Origin of the sequence: Pseudomonas marginalis (assembly GCF_008692035.1) — a bacterium.
Classification (GTDB): Bacteria; Pseudomonadota; Gammaproteobacteria; order Pseudomonadales; family Pseudomonadaceae; genus Aquipseudomonas; species Aquipseudomonas marginalis.
In genome coordinates, this window is the sequence record NZ_VTFG01000002.1 from 1,778,916 (window position 1) to 1,795,594 (window position 16,679).

Sequence of the window (16,679 nt, forward strand, 5' to 3'; positions counted from 1 at the left end):
TGTGGGAGGGGGCTTGCCCCCGATGACGGCGGTACAGGCACCGCCGTCTCTGGGTCAGACCTTCTTGTACAACTGACTGCCTTCCTGCTTGAACCGCTCCGCCTGCTCCGCCAGGCCCTTGGCCACGTCCACATCCACCGCGTCAATGCGCTGGTTGGCCGCGTACTCGCGCACTTCCTGGGTGATTTTCATCGAGCAGAACTTCGGCCCGCACATGGAGCAGAAGTGCGCGACCTTGGCCGAGTCCTTCGGCAGGGTTTCGTCGTGGTACGAACGCGCGGTGTCCGGGTCCAGGCCGAGGTTGAACTGGTCTTCCCAGCGGAACTCGAAGCGCGCCTTGCTCAAGGCGTTATCGCGGATCTGCGCGCCCGGATGCCCCTTGGCCAAGTCCGCCGCATGGGCGGCGATCTTGTAGGTGATGATCCCGGTCTTCACGTCATCCTTGTTCGGCAGACCCAGGTGCTCCTTGGGCGTGACGTAGCAGAGCATGGCGCAACCGAACCAGCCGATCATCGCCGCACCGATGCCGGAGGTAATGTGATCATAGCCCGGCGCGATGTCGGTGGTCAGTGGGCCAAGGGTGTAGAACGGCGCTTCGTCGCAGCATTCGAGCTGCTTGTCCATGTTCTCCTTGATCAACTGCATCGGCACGTGGCCAGGGCCTTCGATCATGGTTTGCACGTCGTGCTTCCAGGCGATCTTGGTCAGCTCGCCAAGGGTTTCCAGTTCGCCGAACTGCGCGGCGTCGTTGGCGTCGGCAATCGAGCCCGGGCGCAGGCCGTCGCCGAGGGAGAAGCTGACGTCATAGGCCTTCATGATTTCGCAGATTTCGTCGAAATGCGTGTAGGTGAAGTTCTCTTTGTGGTGCGCCAGGCACCACTTGGCCATGATCGAACCGCCACGGGACACGATGCCGGTGACGCGCTTGGCGGTCAGCGGCACGTAGCGCAGCAGCACGCCGGCGTGGATGGTGAAGTAATCGACGCCCTGCTCGGCCTGTTCGATCAGGGTGTCGCGGAACAGCTCCCAGGTCAGGTCTTCGGCCGCGCCGCCGACTTTTTCCAGGGCCTGGTAGATCGGCACGGTACCGATCGGCACCGGCGAGTTGCGGATGATCCACTCACGGGTTTCGTGGATGTGCTTGCCGGTGGACAGGTCCATCACGGTGTCCGAGCCCCAGCGAATGCCCCAGGTGAGTTTCGCCACTTCTTCTTCGATGGACGAACCCAGGGCGCTGTTGCCGATGTTGCCGTTGATCTTCACCAGGAAGTTACGGCCGATGATCATCGGTTCCAGTTCGGTGTGGTTGATGTTGGCCGGGATGATCGCGCGGCCACGGGCGATTTCTTCACGCACGAATTCAGGGGTGATGATTTTCGGCACGCTGGCGCCGAAGCTGTGGCCGGCGTGTTGCTGGTCGAGCAGGCCACTGGCGCGGGCTTCTTCCAGCTTCATGTTTTCGCGGATGGCGACGTATTCCATCTCGGCGGTGATGATGCCTTTGCGCGCGTAGTGCATCTGGGTGACGTTGGCCCCGGCCTTGGCGCGGCGCGGGTTTTTCACGTGGGCGAAACGCAGCGCAGTCAGCTCCGCATCGCTCAGGCGCTGTTGGCCAAAGTGCGAACTCAAGCCCGACAGGCGCTCGGTGTCGCCACGCGCTTCGATCCACGGCGAGCGCACATCGCCCAGGCCTTTGCGCACGTCGATGATCACATTCGGGTCGGTGTACGGGCCGGAGGTGTCGTAGACCACCACGGGCGCATTGATTTCGCCGCCGAAGTCGGTGGGGGTCACGTCCAGGCTGATTTCACGCATGGGTACGCGAATGTCCGGGCGAGTGCCCTGCACGTAGATTTTTTGCGAGCGGGTAAACGGCTGCACAGAGCCGGAGTCGACCTTGGCCGATTCACTCAAGTGCACGGTGTTTTTCAGTTTTGTACTTTTTATTTCTGTGCTCATCACGGGCTCTCCAACTATCCAGGCGGTGGATTTTTTGTCGGAGCGAACCTGTGACGGACGGATGCACTGAAACCAGTGCTGTGCTTGGTGCACGAGGGTTGTTCGAAGGTCGAACAACATCCCGGACGAAGCACAAGAGGACTCGCCGGGGGACGAGAAATCTTGTTCCCTACGCAGGCGTTAACCTGATCAGGTTCAACGGGATCCGGTATTTACCGATCTCAGCCTTCCAACAAGGCACCCCGACAAGAACTTGGCCAGTCTAGACCATGCCGTGGGCAAATTGCCAATAGCGGTGCATTCAGCGTGATGAATGGCGTGATTGCGGGATTGTTGCGCCGAGTCAGCGCCACTACACTCGATTGCCGCCACAATGCTTGACGCCAGGAATGGCCCGTCTTAGCCTTGGGCGCTAAATTATCACCGTAATATTCACACTAGGGATCGCCTCATGCTGCGCAAACTCTCACTGGCTCTCGCCGTGTCTTGTGCGACCAACGGAATGGTCTGGGCAGCTGAAGCGCCCTTGTCCGCCAAAACTGACCTGGTCAGCGTCTATCAGGAAGCAGTGGACAACAACGCCGACCTGGCCGCCGCCCGCGCCCAATACGGCGCGCAGAAAGAAGTCGTGCCCCAGGCCCGCGCGGGGTTGCTGCCGAACCTGTCGGGCGGTGCCGACATCAATAACGTGCGCACCCAGATCGACACACCCGCCGCCACCGCCAACCGCGATGCCCACTCCTGGCGCGCAACCCTGAGCCAGCCGCTGTTCCGCGCCGATCGCTGGTTCCAACTGCAAGCCGCCGAAGCCACCAACGAACAGGCGGCGCTGCAACTCTCGGCCACCGAACAGAACCTGATCCTGCAAAGCGCCGAGAGCTACTTCGCCGTGCTGCGCGCCCAGGACAACCTGGCCTCGACCAAGGCCGAGGAAAATGCCTTCAAGCGCCAGCTGGATCAATCCAACGAGCGCTTCGACGTGGGCCTGTCGGACAAGACCGATGTGCTGCAATCCCAGGCCAGCTATGACACTGCACGGGCCAACCGGATCCTGGCCCAGCGCCAGGTGGACGATGCCTTTGAAGCGCTGATTACCCTGACCAACCGCCAGTACAACTCGATCCAGGGCATTGTCCACACGCTACCGGTGTTGCCGCCGCTGCCCAACGACGCCAAGGCCTGGGTCGAGACCGCCGGTCGCCAGAACCTGAACCTGCTGGCCAGCAACTACGCCGTCACGGCCGCCGAAGAAACCCTCAAGCAGCGCAAGGCCGGCCACGCACCGACCCTGGACGCCGTCGCACAGTATGAAAAAGGTGACAACGACGCCCTTGGCTTCAGCAACCCGAATGCCTTTGGCACGCCCTACCGTGGCGATGTGGAGCAGCGCACCATCGGCCTGCGCCTGAACATCCCGATCTACAGCGGCGGCCTGACCAGCTCGCAGGTGCGGGAGTCGTATTCGCGCCTGGGCCAGACCGAGCAGCAACGCGAAGGCCTGCGTCGCCAGGTGGTGGAAAACACGCGCAACCTGCACCGTGCGGTGAACACCGATGTGGAACAGGTCCAGGCGCGCCGCCAGTCGATCATCTCCAACCAGAGCGCCGTGGAAGCCACGGAAATCGGTTACCAGGTGGGTACGCGCAATATAGTCGATGTGCTGGACTCACAGCGCCAGCTCTACGCGTCGGTGCGCAACTACAACAACAGCCGCTATGACTACATCCTCGACAACCTGCGCCTGAAACAGGCGGCGGGCACCTTGAACCCAGGGGACCTGCAGGACCTGACGCGCTACCTCAAGGCCGACTACAACCCGGATCGTGACTTCCTGCCACCGGACCTGGCCAAGGCGGCCGCCGAGCAGCTCAAGGCTCGCCCGGGCTACTGAGCGCACCGCGAAACCAATGTGGGAGCGGGCTTGTTCCCTCCCATATTGGTAACGGTGTTAAGTCAGTGAGCTATCAGTCGATCCAAACCATCCAGCAAGCGCTTAAGCGCCCCCTGGTTAGCCTGCATCACCTTGAGCCCCGCCTGTGCCATCCGGCGTGCATCCTGCGGCAGTTCGAACAGCTGGCGTACGGCCTCGGCCAGCCCTTCTGCGTCCTCCACCTCTCGCAACGCCCCCGCTTCGCGCATCATCGCGCTGATTTCGAGGAAGTTGAACACATGGGGCCCCATGATCACCGGCTTGGCCAGCGCCGCCGGTTCCAGCGGGTTGTGCCCGCCGGTCGCGACCAGGCTGCCGCCGACAAAGGCACTGTCCGCCAGGGCATAGAGAAACAACAGCTCGCCCATGGTATCGCCGAGCAGTACCGACGTTTGCGCGGTCACCGGCTCGCCGCTGGAGCGACGCACCGTGGCAAACCCTTGTTGCGCACACAACTCGAACATCGGGCCGAAGCGCTCCTGATGACGCGGCACCAGGATCAGCAGCGCGTTGGGATAGCTCTCGAGCAGTTGCCGGTGGGCCGCCAGCACCACGTCATCTTCGCCTTCGTGGGTGCTGGCAGCGATCCACACCGGGCGCTCGGCGGCGCCCCATTGCTCGCGCAGGGCGGCGGCGCGCAGCGGCAGCTCGGGGTCGATGGTCAGGTCGAACTTGATCGAACCGGTGACTTCGACGGTTTCCGCGCGTGCGCCCAGGCTCAGGAAGCGCTGGGCCTCGGTCTCGGTCTGTACCGCGAACAGGCTCATTTCCGATAACATCGGCGCCGTCAGCCTGGCAAAACGCGCATAGCCCTTGGCCGAGCGCGCCGACAGCCGCGCATTGGCCAAAGCCACCGGAATACCGCGCCGGGCACAGGCGTGGATATGGTTGGGCCACAACTCCGTCTCCATGATCACCGCCAGCCTGGGCTGTACACGATCGAGAAAACGCTTGGCTGCACAGGGCAAATCGTAAGGCAGGTAGCAATGCTGGATGCGCGGCTCGTTGGCGAACAACGCCTGGATGCGCTCGGAACCGGTGGGCGTCATGCAGGTGACGGTGACCGGCAGCTGTGGATAACGCGCCAACAAACCGCGGATCATCGGCGCCGCGGCAATGCTCTCGCCCACCGACACCGCATGCACCCAGATCCCGCCCGGTTGCATCACCGGCAAGCCATAGGAAAACCGCTCGCCGACGCGCCGGGCATAGGCCGGCGCCTTGCGTGCACGCAACCAGAGACGTAAGGCCACCAACGGCAGCGCCAGGTAAAACAGACAGCTGTAGAGAGTTCTATTCATGGCGGCGGAGTTTATCGGCTTTTTCAGTCGATCGCCTGCAAGCACTCGGCAAAACGTTTGGCGAGAAAGCGCGCGGCGGGGCCCAGGTGCTCGTCGCGCCGCCAGACCAGCTCCACCACCAGGGCCGGTGGCGTCCATTCGCTGTCCAATTCCACCATCTGCTGCTGATAGGTCGGGTACTGCACGATATGCCGTGGCAGCCACGCCCAGCCCAGGCCGCTCATCAGCCATTCGGCCAATACGTAGAAACTGTCGGCACGCCACACCAGCGGGCTGGCCGCTTCGCTGCCGGGGTAGACACTGGTCTGGGTCGACATCAACAACTGGCGAAACTGGGCCAGGTGCTGGCAGGTCACGTACGACTCCTTGGCCAGCGGGTGGTTCACCCCGCACACCGTGACCATCTCCACACTGCCCACCACCCGCCGCTCCAGGGCTTCGGGGATCTGGTCGTGATAGAACAGCAGGCCCAGGTCGGCCTGGCGCTCCACCAACTTGCGCGCCACATCGCCCTGGGCGGCGCTGGACAGTTGTACTTCCAGCAGCGGGTACTGCCCCGCCAATGCCTCAAGGCTGTCGAGTACCGGCTGGAACAACATGGCTTCATCCTGGGCCAGGCGCAGGCAGGCTTCTTCACCGCGGGTCAGTGACAGTGCCCGGCCATTGAGGCGCTCACATTGGCGCAGCACTTCGCGGGCCTCCTCCAGCAACACACTGCCGGCTTCGGTCAGGCTGGGCTGGCGGCCGCTGCTACGGTCGAACAGGCTCACGCCAAGGTCCGTCTCCAGCATCGCAATCGCGTTGCTGACTGCCGATTGCGCCTTGCGCTGCCCGCGCGCCACCGCTGAAAACGAACGCTGCTCGGCGACGCTGACAAACAAACGCATCTGCTCCAGGTTCCATTGCATGCTCATGCCACAACCCATCTTAATTTCGGATAGGTAATGACTTTACCCCATCTGATAAAACTCTAGAATGCCGGCCTTATCAGATTGCTTTACACCGAGGACTCACCCATGAACGCCGCCTACTGCTACCTGGCTATTGCCATCTGCTCGGAAGTGATCGCTACCGTTTCCATGAAAGCCATCAAGGGCTGGAGTACTCCCATCCCGCTGTTGCTGGTGATCGTCGGCTATGGCGTGGCGTTCTGGATGCTGACCCTGGTGGTGCGTACCGTGCCCGTCGGCGTGGCCTATGCGGTATGGGCCGGGATGGGCATCGTGATGGTCAGCATTGCCGCGCTGTTTATCTATGGGCAGAAGCTCGATGTGCCGGCGATGCTGGGGATGGGCCTGATTGTGCTGGGCGTGGTGGTCATCCAGCTGTTTTCGAAAACCGCCGGGCATTGAGTGTTCACTTGAGCCTCCATTGAATCCAGGACTCGCCGCCTCGCTAAAGCGCGACAGCGCCTGCGGTGTGCATGGTGCGGGATGTATACTTGCGGCCTTGTTTTGAAATGAGGTCGCCCATGCCATCCGTTATTTCCACCGACGTCCTGATTGTCGGCGCCGGAGTTGCCGGCCTCTGGCTGAATGCGCGCCTACGCCGCCAGGGGTTTTCCACGGTGCTGGTGGAAAACGCCACATTAGGTGGCGGGCAAAGCGTGAAATCCCAGGGGATTATCCACGGCGGTGCCAAATATGCCCTGCACGGCGCCCTCACCGGCGCCTCCGAAGCCATTGCCGATATGCCGCGCCGCTGGCGTGAAGCCCTGGCCGGTGACGGCGAGCTGGACCTGTCCGGCGTGCGCGTGCTCTCGCAAGCCCATTACCTGTGGTCCCCTGGCACGATCGCCGGCAACCTCACCAGCTTTTTTGCCAGCAAGGCCGTGCGCGGCCGTGTCGATCAGGTCAAGGGCGACGACCTGCCGCCGGCCCTGCAAGACCGTGGCTTCAAGGGCAAGGTCTATCGCCTGGCCGAACTGGTGGTGGACGTACCCAGCGTGATCGAACGCCTGGCGCAACTGGCCGGTGACGGCTTGCTCGCCGGGCAGCGCATCGAACCACTGCGCGAAGGCGACACCCTGGTGGGCCTGAAGGTCGATGGCCGCGAAATCCGCGCCCAGCGCATCGTCCTGAGCGCCGGCGGCGGTACCGCCGAACTGCTCGCCGCCCTCGGCCTGAGCCAGCCGGCCATGCAGAAACGCCCGTTGCATATGATCATCGCCAAGGGCCCAGGCCTGAAGCCGCTGTACGCCCACTGCCTGGGCGGCGGTACCAAGCCGCGCATCACCGTCACCACGCACCCGGCTGCCGATGGCAATTGGGTGTGGTACCTGGGCGGCGACATTGCCGAGGCCGACGGCGTGGCACGCACACCCGAAGAACAGATAGCCACCGCCCGGAAAGAGCTGGCGCACCTGCTGCCCTGGATCGATATGAGCCAGACCCGCTGGGCGACGCTGCGGGTCGACCGCGCAGAACCCCTGCAATCGGGCCTGAGCCGGCCTGACAACGCCTTCGTCGCCGAAGAGGGCCGCCTGCTGGTGGGCTGGCCGACCAAGCTGGCGCTGGCGCCGGATTTCGCCGATCGCGTGATCAACAGCCTCGAACGCGACGGCATCCGCCCAACCGCATCGGAGCCTTTGCCCGACCTGCCAAAACCCGCCATCGGCGTACCGGCCTGGGAGCAACTGTTGCCATGAGCCTGCCGACCCTGCACGACCTGCACCGCCCCTTGGGCAGCACCGGCCTGCTGGTGTCGCCGCTCGGCCTCGGCACCGTCAAGCTGGGCCGCGACCAGGGTGTGAAGTACCCCAGCGGTTTCACCATTCCCGATGACGACGAAGCACGGATGTTGCTGCGCCAGGCCCGCCAGCTGGGCATCAACCTGATCGATACCGCACCCGCCTACGGGCGCAGCGAAGAACGCCTGGGGCCACTGCTGCGCGGCCAGCGCCAGGACTGGGTGATTGTCAGCAAGGTCGGCGAGGAGTTCGAAGCAGGCCTGTCCCGCCATGATTTCAGCGCTGCCCATACACGGATGTCGATCGAGCGCAGCTTGAAACGACTTGAAACGGATTTTATCGATCTGGTGCTGGTGCACTCCGATGGCAACGACCTGCACATCCTCAACGACTGTGAGGTGTACCCGACCCTCGCGCAGTTGAAACAAGAGGGCAAGATTCGCGGTTTCGGCTTCTCCGGCAAAACCGTCGAAGGTGGCGTGAGGGCTCTGGAACAAGGTGATTGCGCGATGGTCACCTACAATCTGAACGAACAGGCGGAAAAAGCCGTCATTGAGCATGCGGCGGCCCATGGCAAGGGCATCCTGGTCAAAAAGGCGCTGGCCAGCGGCCACGTCTGCCTGGAACCGGGAATGGATCCAATACACGCCAGTTTCATGCTGTTGTTTGCGCAAACGGGCGTCGCCAGTGCTATTGTCGGGACCATCAATCCGCTGCACCTGGCCCATAACGTGGCGACCGCTGCCAAGGTCATTCGTCAACTCTGATGCCGCCGACGCGGCCGACCCCGTCGCAAGAAGGAGCCGACATGCCGCGAACGCTCATAAGAAAAAACCCCAGCAACTTCAAGACACTGCCCCTGCACGTCGAAGCCACCCCCGAAGGCCTGAGCTACCAGAGCGTGGGTATGCCGCTCAACTTCGCCCAGACCCTGCAACGGCGCAAGCCGGTAGAGGTGCCGGATGCCGAACGCTTCGCCCTGGAACTGGCCAACCTCGGCGTATCGGTGCGCCTGACACTGCACTGGCAAAACAAGGATTACTGGGTGTTGGTGCGCCAGCGTCGCCAGGACCGTGGCGATGTGGTGCTCAAGCTGATCTCCGGCTACGTGCCCGCCCATGAACTGAACCTGCCGCTGCACACCGCCATCCAGGAGATTGCCGAGGAGTGCCTGCTGGAGACCCCGGAAGGCTGGCTCGGCGGGCGCTTCAACGACACCTGGTTGCCGGCCCCCTACTCCGCCGCGCTGCATTACCGCGAAGCCTTGCCGTTTCGCCTGAGCCCTTTGTCAGGGGCCGCACGCCCGGTACGTTGCGCAACCACCCAACTGATCGAGCGCCCGCGGGCCTATGTGCATGTGCCGACCGCGTCGCTGCAACTGATTTATGACTTGCGCCTGGAAGTGCCGAAGGAAGCCAAATCCCTGAGCCTGTTCCATGTGGATGAGCGGCTTGAAGGCGACCAACTGGTGGCACGCCTGGACCGCCAGCGCCCGGACCTGTACCTGATGCCATTGAAAGACGGCCAACCGCTCGCCGAGCTCTACACCGTCAAGAAAGACCAGCTCTACCCCGCCAGCACCCGCGGCCTGTACCTGGCGGAAAGCTTCGCCCAGCAGGAAGGCTGGCTGGTGCGCGACGAACGCATTCGCTGGAAGGATTGGCTGCGGCAGCAAGGCCTGGCGGAGCCTGAGAAAGAATCGAAATTGAAGCGCCTGACCGGCAAGGCGCGCCAGATGCTGCGCAAGATCGTGCCAAAGAAAAAAACCAGCCGATGAGGGCTGGCTTCTGCTGGATCAGCCCTTGAGCAACCGCGCCAGGCCAACCGTCAACGGGGTCGGCTCAGGCAGCTTGAAGCTGGCCAGCAAACGCTGGTTATTTGCCCGCGAATGCCGAATGTCTCCCGAGCGTGCCGGGCCGTAAGTCACGGCAGGCAACGTACCAATGGCCTCTTCCAGCGCCTGCAGCACCTGCTTGAGGGTAGTCGTGCGGTTCCAGCCGACGTTGATCGCCCCCAACGGCGCGTCCGGGGCTTCGATGGCCTGCACCAGCACGTCCACCAGGTCTTCCACGTACATGAAGTCGCGGGTCTGCTCGCCATCGCCGAACACGGTAATCGGCAGGCCTTGCTGAGCCCGTTCGCTGAAGATGCTGATCACGCCGGAGTACGGCGATGACGGATCCTGGCGCGGGCCGAAGATATTGAAGAAGCGGAAAATCACCGGTTCCAGGCCATGCTGGCGCCGGTAGAAGTCGAAGTAATGCTCGCCGGCCAACTTGTCCGAGGCATAGGGCGTCAACGGCGCCTTGGCGGTCTCTTCGTCAATGGAAGCACCTTCGCCGTTGTTGCCATACACCGCCGCGCTGGAAGCGAATACCACCCGCTTCACACCGGCTTTGCGCATGGCTTCGCAGACATTCAAGGTACCGACGAAATTGCTCTGGTGCGTGCTGACCGGGTCATCCACCGAAGCCTGCACGGAAGCGACCGCCGCCAGGTGCACCACCGCCGTCGCACCGACAGCGGCACGCGCCACCATCTCGGCGTCGGCGACATCCCCCTCGAGCAGCTCGACGCGCGGGTTGTCCAGCGGCAGGTTGCTGCGTTTGCCCGTGGACAGGTTATCCAGCACTCGCACTGCGTAGCCCTTGGCAAGCAGCGCGTCGACCAGGTGCGAGCCAATGAAGCCCGCGCCACCGGTGATCAGGACCAACGGATCAGCCTTACTCATTGCTGCGGATCTTCTCGACAATGGCGGTGGTCGAGCTGTTCTCAACCAGGCCCAGCACTTTGACCTTGCCGCCGTAGGCGCTGACGATGTCGGCACCGACCACCTGGTCGACGGAGTAGTCGCCGCCCTTGACCAGCACGTCCGGCTTGACCTGGGCCAGCAGGTTTTCCGGGGTGGCTTCAGGGAAGCTGATCACCCAATCCACCGCGCCCAACCCGGCCAATACCGCCATGCGTCGGTCGACGCTGTTGATCGGACGGCCAGGGCCTTTCAGGCGGCTGACCGACGCGTCATCGTTGACCGCGACGATCAGGCGATCACCTTGGGCGCGAGCCTGCTCCAGGTAGGTCACATGGCCGGCGTGGAGGATGTCGAAACAGCCATTGGTGAACACAATGCTTTCGTTGTGGGCACGGGCATCGTCAATCGCCAGCAGCAATTGCTCGATGCTCAGCACACCACGTTCCGAACCTTCGGAGCGCTGGATCGCCCGGCGCAGTTCAGGCGCGCTGATCGCGGCCGTCCCCAGCTTGCCGACCACAATACCCGCCGCCAGGTTGGCCAGGGCCACGGCGTGGGGCAACTCTTCGCCGGCCGCAATGGAGGCCGCCAGGGTGGAAATCACGGTGTCACCGGCACCGGTGACGTCAAACACTTCACGGGCACGCGCCGGCAGGTGCATCGCCGGGTGACCGGGACGCAGCAGGGTCATGCCGTGCTCGCCACGGGTCACCAGCAAGGCGCCGAGGTCAAGGTCGGCCATGAGTGCCGCGCCTTTGCTCACCAGGTCGTGCTCATCGGCGCAACCGCCGACGATGGCTTCGAACTCGCTGAGGTTCGGTGTGATCAGGCTGGCACCTCGATAAATCGAGAAGTCCTTGCCCTTGGGATCGGCCAGTACCGGAATGTTCCGCGCCTTGGCGGCCTGGATCAGTTCCTGGTGGTTCTTCAGGGCGCCTTTGCCGTAGTCGGACAACACCAGCACCTTGATACCTTCAAGCAACGCGTCGACCTGGCCGCTGAGGGCCAGGGCGTCGGTGGCGAAGGGTTCTTCAAAATCGATACGCAGCAATTGCTGGTGACGGCTCATCACCCTCAGCTTGACGATGGTCGGCTGATGGGCAATGCGCTGGAACAGCGCGCGCACGCCGGCGCCGCGCAGGCTGTTGGCCAGGCTGTCGGCGGCTTCGTCGTCGCCGGTCACACCGACCAGGGAGGCCGGGGCGCCGAGGGCGGCAATATTGAGGGCAACGTTGGCAGCGCCACCTGGACGGTCTTCGATTTGCTCGACCTTGACTACCGGTACCGGCGCCTCAGGGGAAATCCGTGAGGTACCGCCATGCCAGTAACGGTCGAGCATGACATCGCCGACCACCAAGACAGGGGCTTGATCGAATCGCGGCATGGACAACTTCATGGAGCAACCCACATACAAAATGAACAGGGGCGCGATATTAGCACAGGGTGAGCGCCGCCTAGTTCGAGAGCTTTATCCGCGATGCATCAGGCACTGAAACTGATCACTTTTTAAACAGTATCGCCAGGATGTGCTCCACGGCTTCGGCCAGCTCGACCTCATCGGTATTGATTTCGCAGTCGGCCGCAAGCGGTGCCTCATAGGGGCTGTCCAACCCGGTGAAGGCCTTGATGCGCCCCTCCAGTGCGGCGCGGTACAAGCCCTTGGGATCGCGCCGGGCACATACGTCAAAGGGCGTGCTGACATAAATCTCAAAGAACTGCTCCGGCCCGAACAGCGCCCTGGCGCTCGCGCGATCGACGCTGAACGGCGAGATCGCCGACACAATGACAATCAAGCCGGCGTCCACCATCAGGCGCGCCACTTCGCCGATACGCCGGATATTTTCCTTGCGCGCCGCATCGCTCATGCCCAGGTCATTGCACAGCCCCGCGCGCAAGTTATCGCCATCGAGCACGAAGGTGTGCCGTCCCTGCTCGTTGAGTTGCACCTCCAGGGCATTGGCCAGGGTCGACTTGCCGGACCCGGACAGCCCCGTCAGCCATACGCAGCAGGGCTGCTGATGCTTGAGCGCCGCCCGTGCGGCCACGGACAGCGATAGGGAAAAGGGACGGATGGCAGCGCAACCGCCGGTCAGCAACTGGCTATTCATAACCCAACACCTCGTAGTCACGTTGATAGGCACGCCTGACCAATCGGCGCGTACGCGAGGAGCAAAAGTCCCTGACCGCCTCGTGGCGACGCCCCAGTGAAACATTCAGATGCGGCAGGGATGAGTCCACCCCGAGGCGTTCGCACAGGTGCAGGAAGTCCTCCTGCAAAGACTCCTGGCGCCCGAGAAAGTCCATGGCCATCTGGCCCATGTGGTCGACCAGGAAGTCGGTCTGGGGAGCGAAGTGCAATTGGCGTCGCAGGTTATCCGGGTGCAGCCAGCCGGCAACGAAATGGTCGAAGTCACGGTAGCTGGAAACCAGCGCCTGGGCTTGCAGGTCGCGAGGGCCCATGGCGTTGCCGCGCAAATAGGTGTAGGCCGAGTAGGCACGCTCCAGCGGGTCGCGTACGAAGGCAAATTTGAAGCTGCGCTCGCAGTGCTGGGGAAATTGCTGCTCATACCAGTAATATGGCAGATGCCCCGGCCAGCGCCCCTCGAGAAGTGCCGAGCACAGGCTGCTACCGGCGCATTTGGGCACATGGATAAACACGCACTGGTGTCGTTCGAAAGCCGGGTTAAGCGTTGCTACCCCAGACAGGGATTTGTTCACCGCCTGGCGATCCACCACCGACAAACGCCCCAGCAGAAACACCCTCTGGTGCTTGGGAAGCAGCTTCCACAGTAGACGTTGCAGCATTCCAATACCCACGCAAGAAGGTTAGCCCTCTCGTTCGTCATTCGAATCGAGAAGGCCAACATAACAAACGACAAGCGCTGGATTATTTGGCTTTGGTCAAGCCCTGTAACGGGCCCGATACAAACACCGGGGCGCATTGCGCGCCCCGGCTGGTCAGGTGATGTTTGCCGTCGCCGGCTCGTCCAGCCCCATGGCGTGCAGGCGCGAGTAATAACCACCCATGGCCAGCAGTTCGAGATGTGTCCCGCGCTCGACAATTTCGCCGTGGTCCATCACCAGAATCAGGTCGGCTTTCTCGATGGTGGACAACCGGTGCGCAATCACCAGGGTGGTGCGACCTTTCATGACCTTGTCCAGTGCAGCCTGGATATGCCGCTCGGACTCGGTATCCAGGGCCGAAGTGGCCTCATCGAGGATCAGCAGCGGGGCATTTTTCAGCAGGGCCCGGGCGATCGCCAGGCGCTGACGTTGACCACCGGAAAGCAGCACGCCATTTTCACCGACTTCGGTGTCCAGGCCTTTTGGCAGCTCGGAGATGAAGTCCATGGCGTAGGCGTCGGCGGCGGCTTTCTCGATGTCGGCACGAGGTGCATCCGCGAGGTCGCCATAGGCGATGTTGTTGGCCACGGTGTCGTTGAACAAGGTCACATGCTGGGTCACCTGGGCCACGTGACGACGCAGGTTACGCAAGCGATAGTCTTCGATCTCGACCTCGTCCAGCAGGATTTCCCCGGTTTCGTGATGGTAGAAACGCGGGATCAGGCTGGCCAGGGTCGACTTGCCGCTGCCCGAGCGGCCGACCAGGGCGATCATCTGCCCAGGGGCTGCGCTGAAGCTGATGTTCTTGAGCACCTCACGCTCCGTACCCGGGTAGGTGAAGCTCAGGTTGCGCACGTCCAGGCGACCGCTGACGCGATCACGCTCCACAGTGCCGCTGTCGACTTCGGGCTCTTCATCCAGTTGTTCGAAGATGCTCTCGGCACCGGCCACGCCTTTCTGGATCGTCGAGCTGACTTCCGACAGCTGGCGAATCGGCTTGGGCAGCAGGCCCGCCGCAGTAATGTAGGCCACCAGGTCACCCGCCGTGGCTTCACCGCGCAACAGCAGCACCAGGAACATCAACGCGGCCATGGCCGTGTAGATCACCAGTTGCAGCATCGGCGTATAGACCGCACCGGTCTTGTTCATGCGCAGTTGCTTGTCGGTATTGCCCTGGCTGGCGGCGGCAAAGCGACGCTCCTCGTAGCTTTCGCCACCGAAGCTGCGCACCACCCGGTAACCCTGGATGGTTTCCGAAGCGACGTGCGTCACATCGCCCATTGCCACCTGGATCTTCTTGCTCTGCTTGCGGAATTTCTTGCTGGTGCTGCCGACCATGATCGCGATCAGCGGCAGGATCGCCAGCATCACGAGGGTCAGCTTCCAGTTCATCCACAGCAGGTAGCCGAACAGGAACACCACCGTCAGGCCTTCGCGGATCACCACCTTGATTGCATCGGTGGCCGCACCGGTGACCATGGTCACGTTGAAGGTGATACGGGAAATCAGGTGCCCGGAGTTGTGGGTATCGAAATAGCGGTTCGGCAACACCAGCAGCTTGTTGAACAACTGGACCCGCAGGTCATGCACCAGCCCCAGGGAAACCTTGGCCAGGTAGTAGTTGCCCAGGAACGACCCCAGCCCCTGCCACGCGGCGATCAGGATGATCAGCAGCGGCACGGCCATCAGCAACTTCAGGTCCTTGAACAGCGGGATCTTGGGCAGGAACACCACATCGGGGTTGCTCAAGCCATCGACGAAGTACTTGAGAATCCCGGCGAGCATTGGCTGGGTCGAAGCGAAGATCACGAAGCCCACGATACTCAGCAGGAACATGCCGAGGTACGGTTTCACATAGCCCAGCAGCCGGAAATAGATTTTCAGGCTGGATTCCTGGTCCGCTTTGGGCGGTGCGTCACTCATGTGTCGAGCTCACTGATTGGGTAGGACGCGAACTTTATCACACGCGTCGGGTTTGGCCCGAGCCCAGACCAAAACACTGGCCAGGGCAATCGGCAGCCAGGAGATAAACCACTCGGCCCGCGGCGTGCCGGTCAGGCTGGCGGCATCGAATTGCATGGCCAGGAACGAAAACACCCACATGCCGATGATGCCCTTGCCATAGAGCGTGTCGCGGGCCTTCCAGGCCTGCCACAGCACACCGAACCACAGGCCGCACCACAGCAGCAGGCCGGGCAGGCCCAACTCGATGCTCACGTGGGTGAACAGGTTGTGGGAGTGATCGAAAAAGAGGTTGTCGGCAAATACCTTGTAGTCCCCGCCCAGCCCCAGGCCGGTCCACGGGCGCTCGCTGATCATCTGCACGGCGGCCATGAAGATCTGCGGGCGGTAAGACACACCCCGTGCCAGCACCAGGGACTGCATGGCGAAGAACACCGCCAGCGCCGCGATGACCGCACCAATGGCAATCACCGTGCTACGGCGGTCACGGCACCAGGCCGGCATTGCCACGACAGTCAGCAACAACGCCAGTGCGGCGCCGCGGCTTTGACTCAGCACCACGAACAACCCAAGCAACGCGATGGACACTGCCCATGCCACCTGCATCCAGCGACCGCGCGGCAGCCAGTGCAGCAACCACACGGCGGCCAGGCCGATCACATAGGCACCCAGGATCGGATGGCTCAACTGGCCCAGGCCTTCGAGACGCGCATACCAGTCGTTATGCTCAAAGCCATAGAATTTGATGATCGCCAGGAGCGACGACAGGGCCAGGCCGAAACCACCCCATTGCATCACGCGGATCACCTGCTCGGTCCGACCACAGGCGAGTACCGGGAAAAACAGCAGGAACACGCCGATGTACAGCAGACGCTTGGCTTCGCGCGAAGGGTCCTCGGCATTGGTCCACGTCAGGCTGATCGCCCCCCAAGCTGCCAGCAACCCGACCATCACGCAGAGCCAGCGCTGCTCGCGCCAGACCTCCATGAGACGCTCACGGGCCGACCAGGCAAACACCATCGCCGGCAACCACAGGAACAGCGTCAAACCCTGTTGATAAATCTTATTGGTCGGGGCAAAAGCAATCGCCAGCAAAAACCAAAGTAACCCGAAAATCATCCATACCTGCGCCCAACGACTTGCTTGCATCACCCGCTCCTGAATACGTTCAACCCGCCAACCCGGCATGGTTAAAACCCAAAACTTTCGGCATTATTACCGATCACTGTGCCCGCGACTCCC

The 16,679-nt window shown here is 62.6% G+C and carries 14 protein-coding genes and 1 riboswitch; of the genes, 5 read left to right on the forward strand and 9 right to left on the reverse strand.

Annotation, left to right across the window (positions count from 1 at the left end):
* Positions 1-54: 54 nt before the first annotated feature.
* Complete coding sequence (gene thiC / locus FX984_RS28460) at positions 55-1,959, reverse strand: phosphomethylpyrimidine synthase ThiC (protein ID WP_027604923.1); 1,905 nt, start codon at positions 1,957-1,959, stop codon at positions 55-57.
* A gap of 149 nt (positions 1,960-2,108) precedes the next feature.
* Positions 2,109-2,214, reverse strand: a riboswitch (TPP riboswitch).
* A 196-nt stretch (positions 2,215-2,410) separates the two neighbouring features.
* Here thiC and FX984_RS28465 point away from each other — a divergent pair.
* Positions 2,411-3,850, forward strand: a complete 1,440-nt coding sequence (locus FX984_RS28465; protein ID WP_027604924.1) for a TolC family outer membrane protein — start codon at positions 2,411-2,413, stop codon at positions 3,848-3,850.
* A gap of 62 nt (positions 3,851-3,912) precedes the next feature.
* Here FX984_RS28465 and waaA read toward each other — a convergent pair whose 3' ends face one another.
* Positions 3,913-5,190: a lipid IV(A) 3-deoxy-D-manno-octulosonic acid transferase gene (gene waaA, locus FX984_RS28470; RefSeq protein ID WP_027604925.1), complete on the reverse strand. Its 1,278-nt coding sequence runs from the start codon at positions 5,188-5,190 to the stop codon at positions 3,913-3,915.
* Between the two features lie 23 nt (positions 5,191-5,213).
* Complete coding sequence (locus tag FX984_RS28475; RefSeq protein WP_027604926.1) at positions 5,214-6,104, reverse strand: LysR family transcriptional regulator; 891 nt, start codon at positions 6,102-6,104, stop codon at positions 5,214-5,216.
* 102 nt (positions 6,105-6,206) lie between these two features.
* Between FX984_RS28475 and FX984_RS28480 the strand changes: the two genes are divergently transcribed.
* The 4 genes from FX984_RS28480 (at position 6,207) to FX984_RS28495 (ending at position 9,656) form a co-directional block, all read left to right on the forward strand.
* Positions 6,207-6,542, forward strand: coding sequence for a DMT family transporter (locus FX984_RS28480; protein WP_027604927.1), 336 nt, complete (start codon positions 6,207-6,209; stop codon positions 6,540-6,542).
* A gap of 119 nt (positions 6,543-6,661) precedes the next feature.
* Positions 6,662-7,837, forward strand: coding sequence for an NAD(P)/FAD-dependent oxidoreductase (locus FX984_RS28485; RefSeq protein ID WP_027604928.1), 1,176 nt, complete (start codon positions 6,662-6,664; stop codon positions 7,835-7,837).
* Positions 7,834-8,646, forward strand: a complete 813-nt coding sequence (locus FX984_RS28490) for an aldo/keto reductase (protein ID WP_027604929.1) — start codon at positions 7,834-7,836, stop codon at positions 8,644-8,646. The genes FX984_RS28485 and FX984_RS28490 overlap by 4 nt, the downstream gene beginning before the upstream one ends.
* 41 nt (positions 8,647-8,687) lie before the next feature.
* Entirely contained in the window at positions 8,688-9,656 is a 969-nt protein-coding gene (locus FX984_RS28495) for a hypothetical protein (protein ID WP_027604930.1), read from the forward strand.
* Between the two features lie 18 nt (positions 9,657-9,674).
* On the opposite strand, the gene FX984_RS28500 is transcribed toward FX984_RS28495, so the two are convergent.
* The 6 genes from FX984_RS28500 to FX984_RS28525 form a co-directional block, all read right to left on the reverse strand.
* A complete protein-coding gene (locus FX984_RS28500; RefSeq protein ID WP_146476853.1) occupies positions 9,675-10,610 on the reverse strand; it encodes an NAD-dependent epimerase/dehydratase family protein in 936 nt (311 codons plus the stop codon).
* Positions 10,603-12,027, reverse strand: coding sequence for a bifunctional D-glycero-beta-D-manno-heptose-7-phosphate kinase/D-glycero-beta-D-manno-heptose 1-phosphate adenylyltransferase HldE (hldE, locus tag FX984_RS28505; RefSeq protein WP_027604932.1), 1,425 nt, complete (start codon positions 12,025-12,027; stop codon positions 10,603-10,605). Before hldE ends, FX984_RS28500 begins: the two co-directional genes overlap by 8 nt.
* Before the next feature lie 103 nt (positions 12,028-12,130).
* On the reverse strand, positions 12,131-12,739 hold the full coding sequence (cysC, locus tag FX984_RS28510; protein ID WP_146476852.1) for an adenylyl-sulfate kinase: 609 nt from the start codon (positions 12,737-12,739) through the stop codon (positions 12,131-12,133).
* Positions 12,732-13,436 carry a sulfotransferase family 2 domain-containing protein gene (locus FX984_RS28515; protein WP_027604934.1) on the reverse strand — a complete coding sequence of 235 codons (705 nt, stop codon included), beginning with the start codon at positions 13,434-13,436 and terminating at the stop codon, positions 12,732-12,734. Before FX984_RS28515 ends, cysC begins: the two co-directional genes overlap by 8 nt.
* 153 nt (positions 13,437-13,589) lie before the next feature.
* Positions 13,590-15,398, reverse strand: coding sequence for a lipid A export permease/ATP-binding protein MsbA (gene msbA / locus FX984_RS28520; RefSeq protein ID WP_027604935.1), 1,809 nt, complete (start codon positions 15,396-15,398; stop codon positions 13,590-13,592).
* A gap of 9 nt (positions 15,399-15,407) precedes the next feature.
* A complete protein-coding gene (locus FX984_RS28525; protein WP_027604936.1) occupies positions 15,408-16,586 on the reverse strand; it encodes an O-antigen ligase family protein in 1,179 nt (392 codons plus the stop codon).
* Positions 16,587-16,679: the final 93 nt, after the last annotated feature.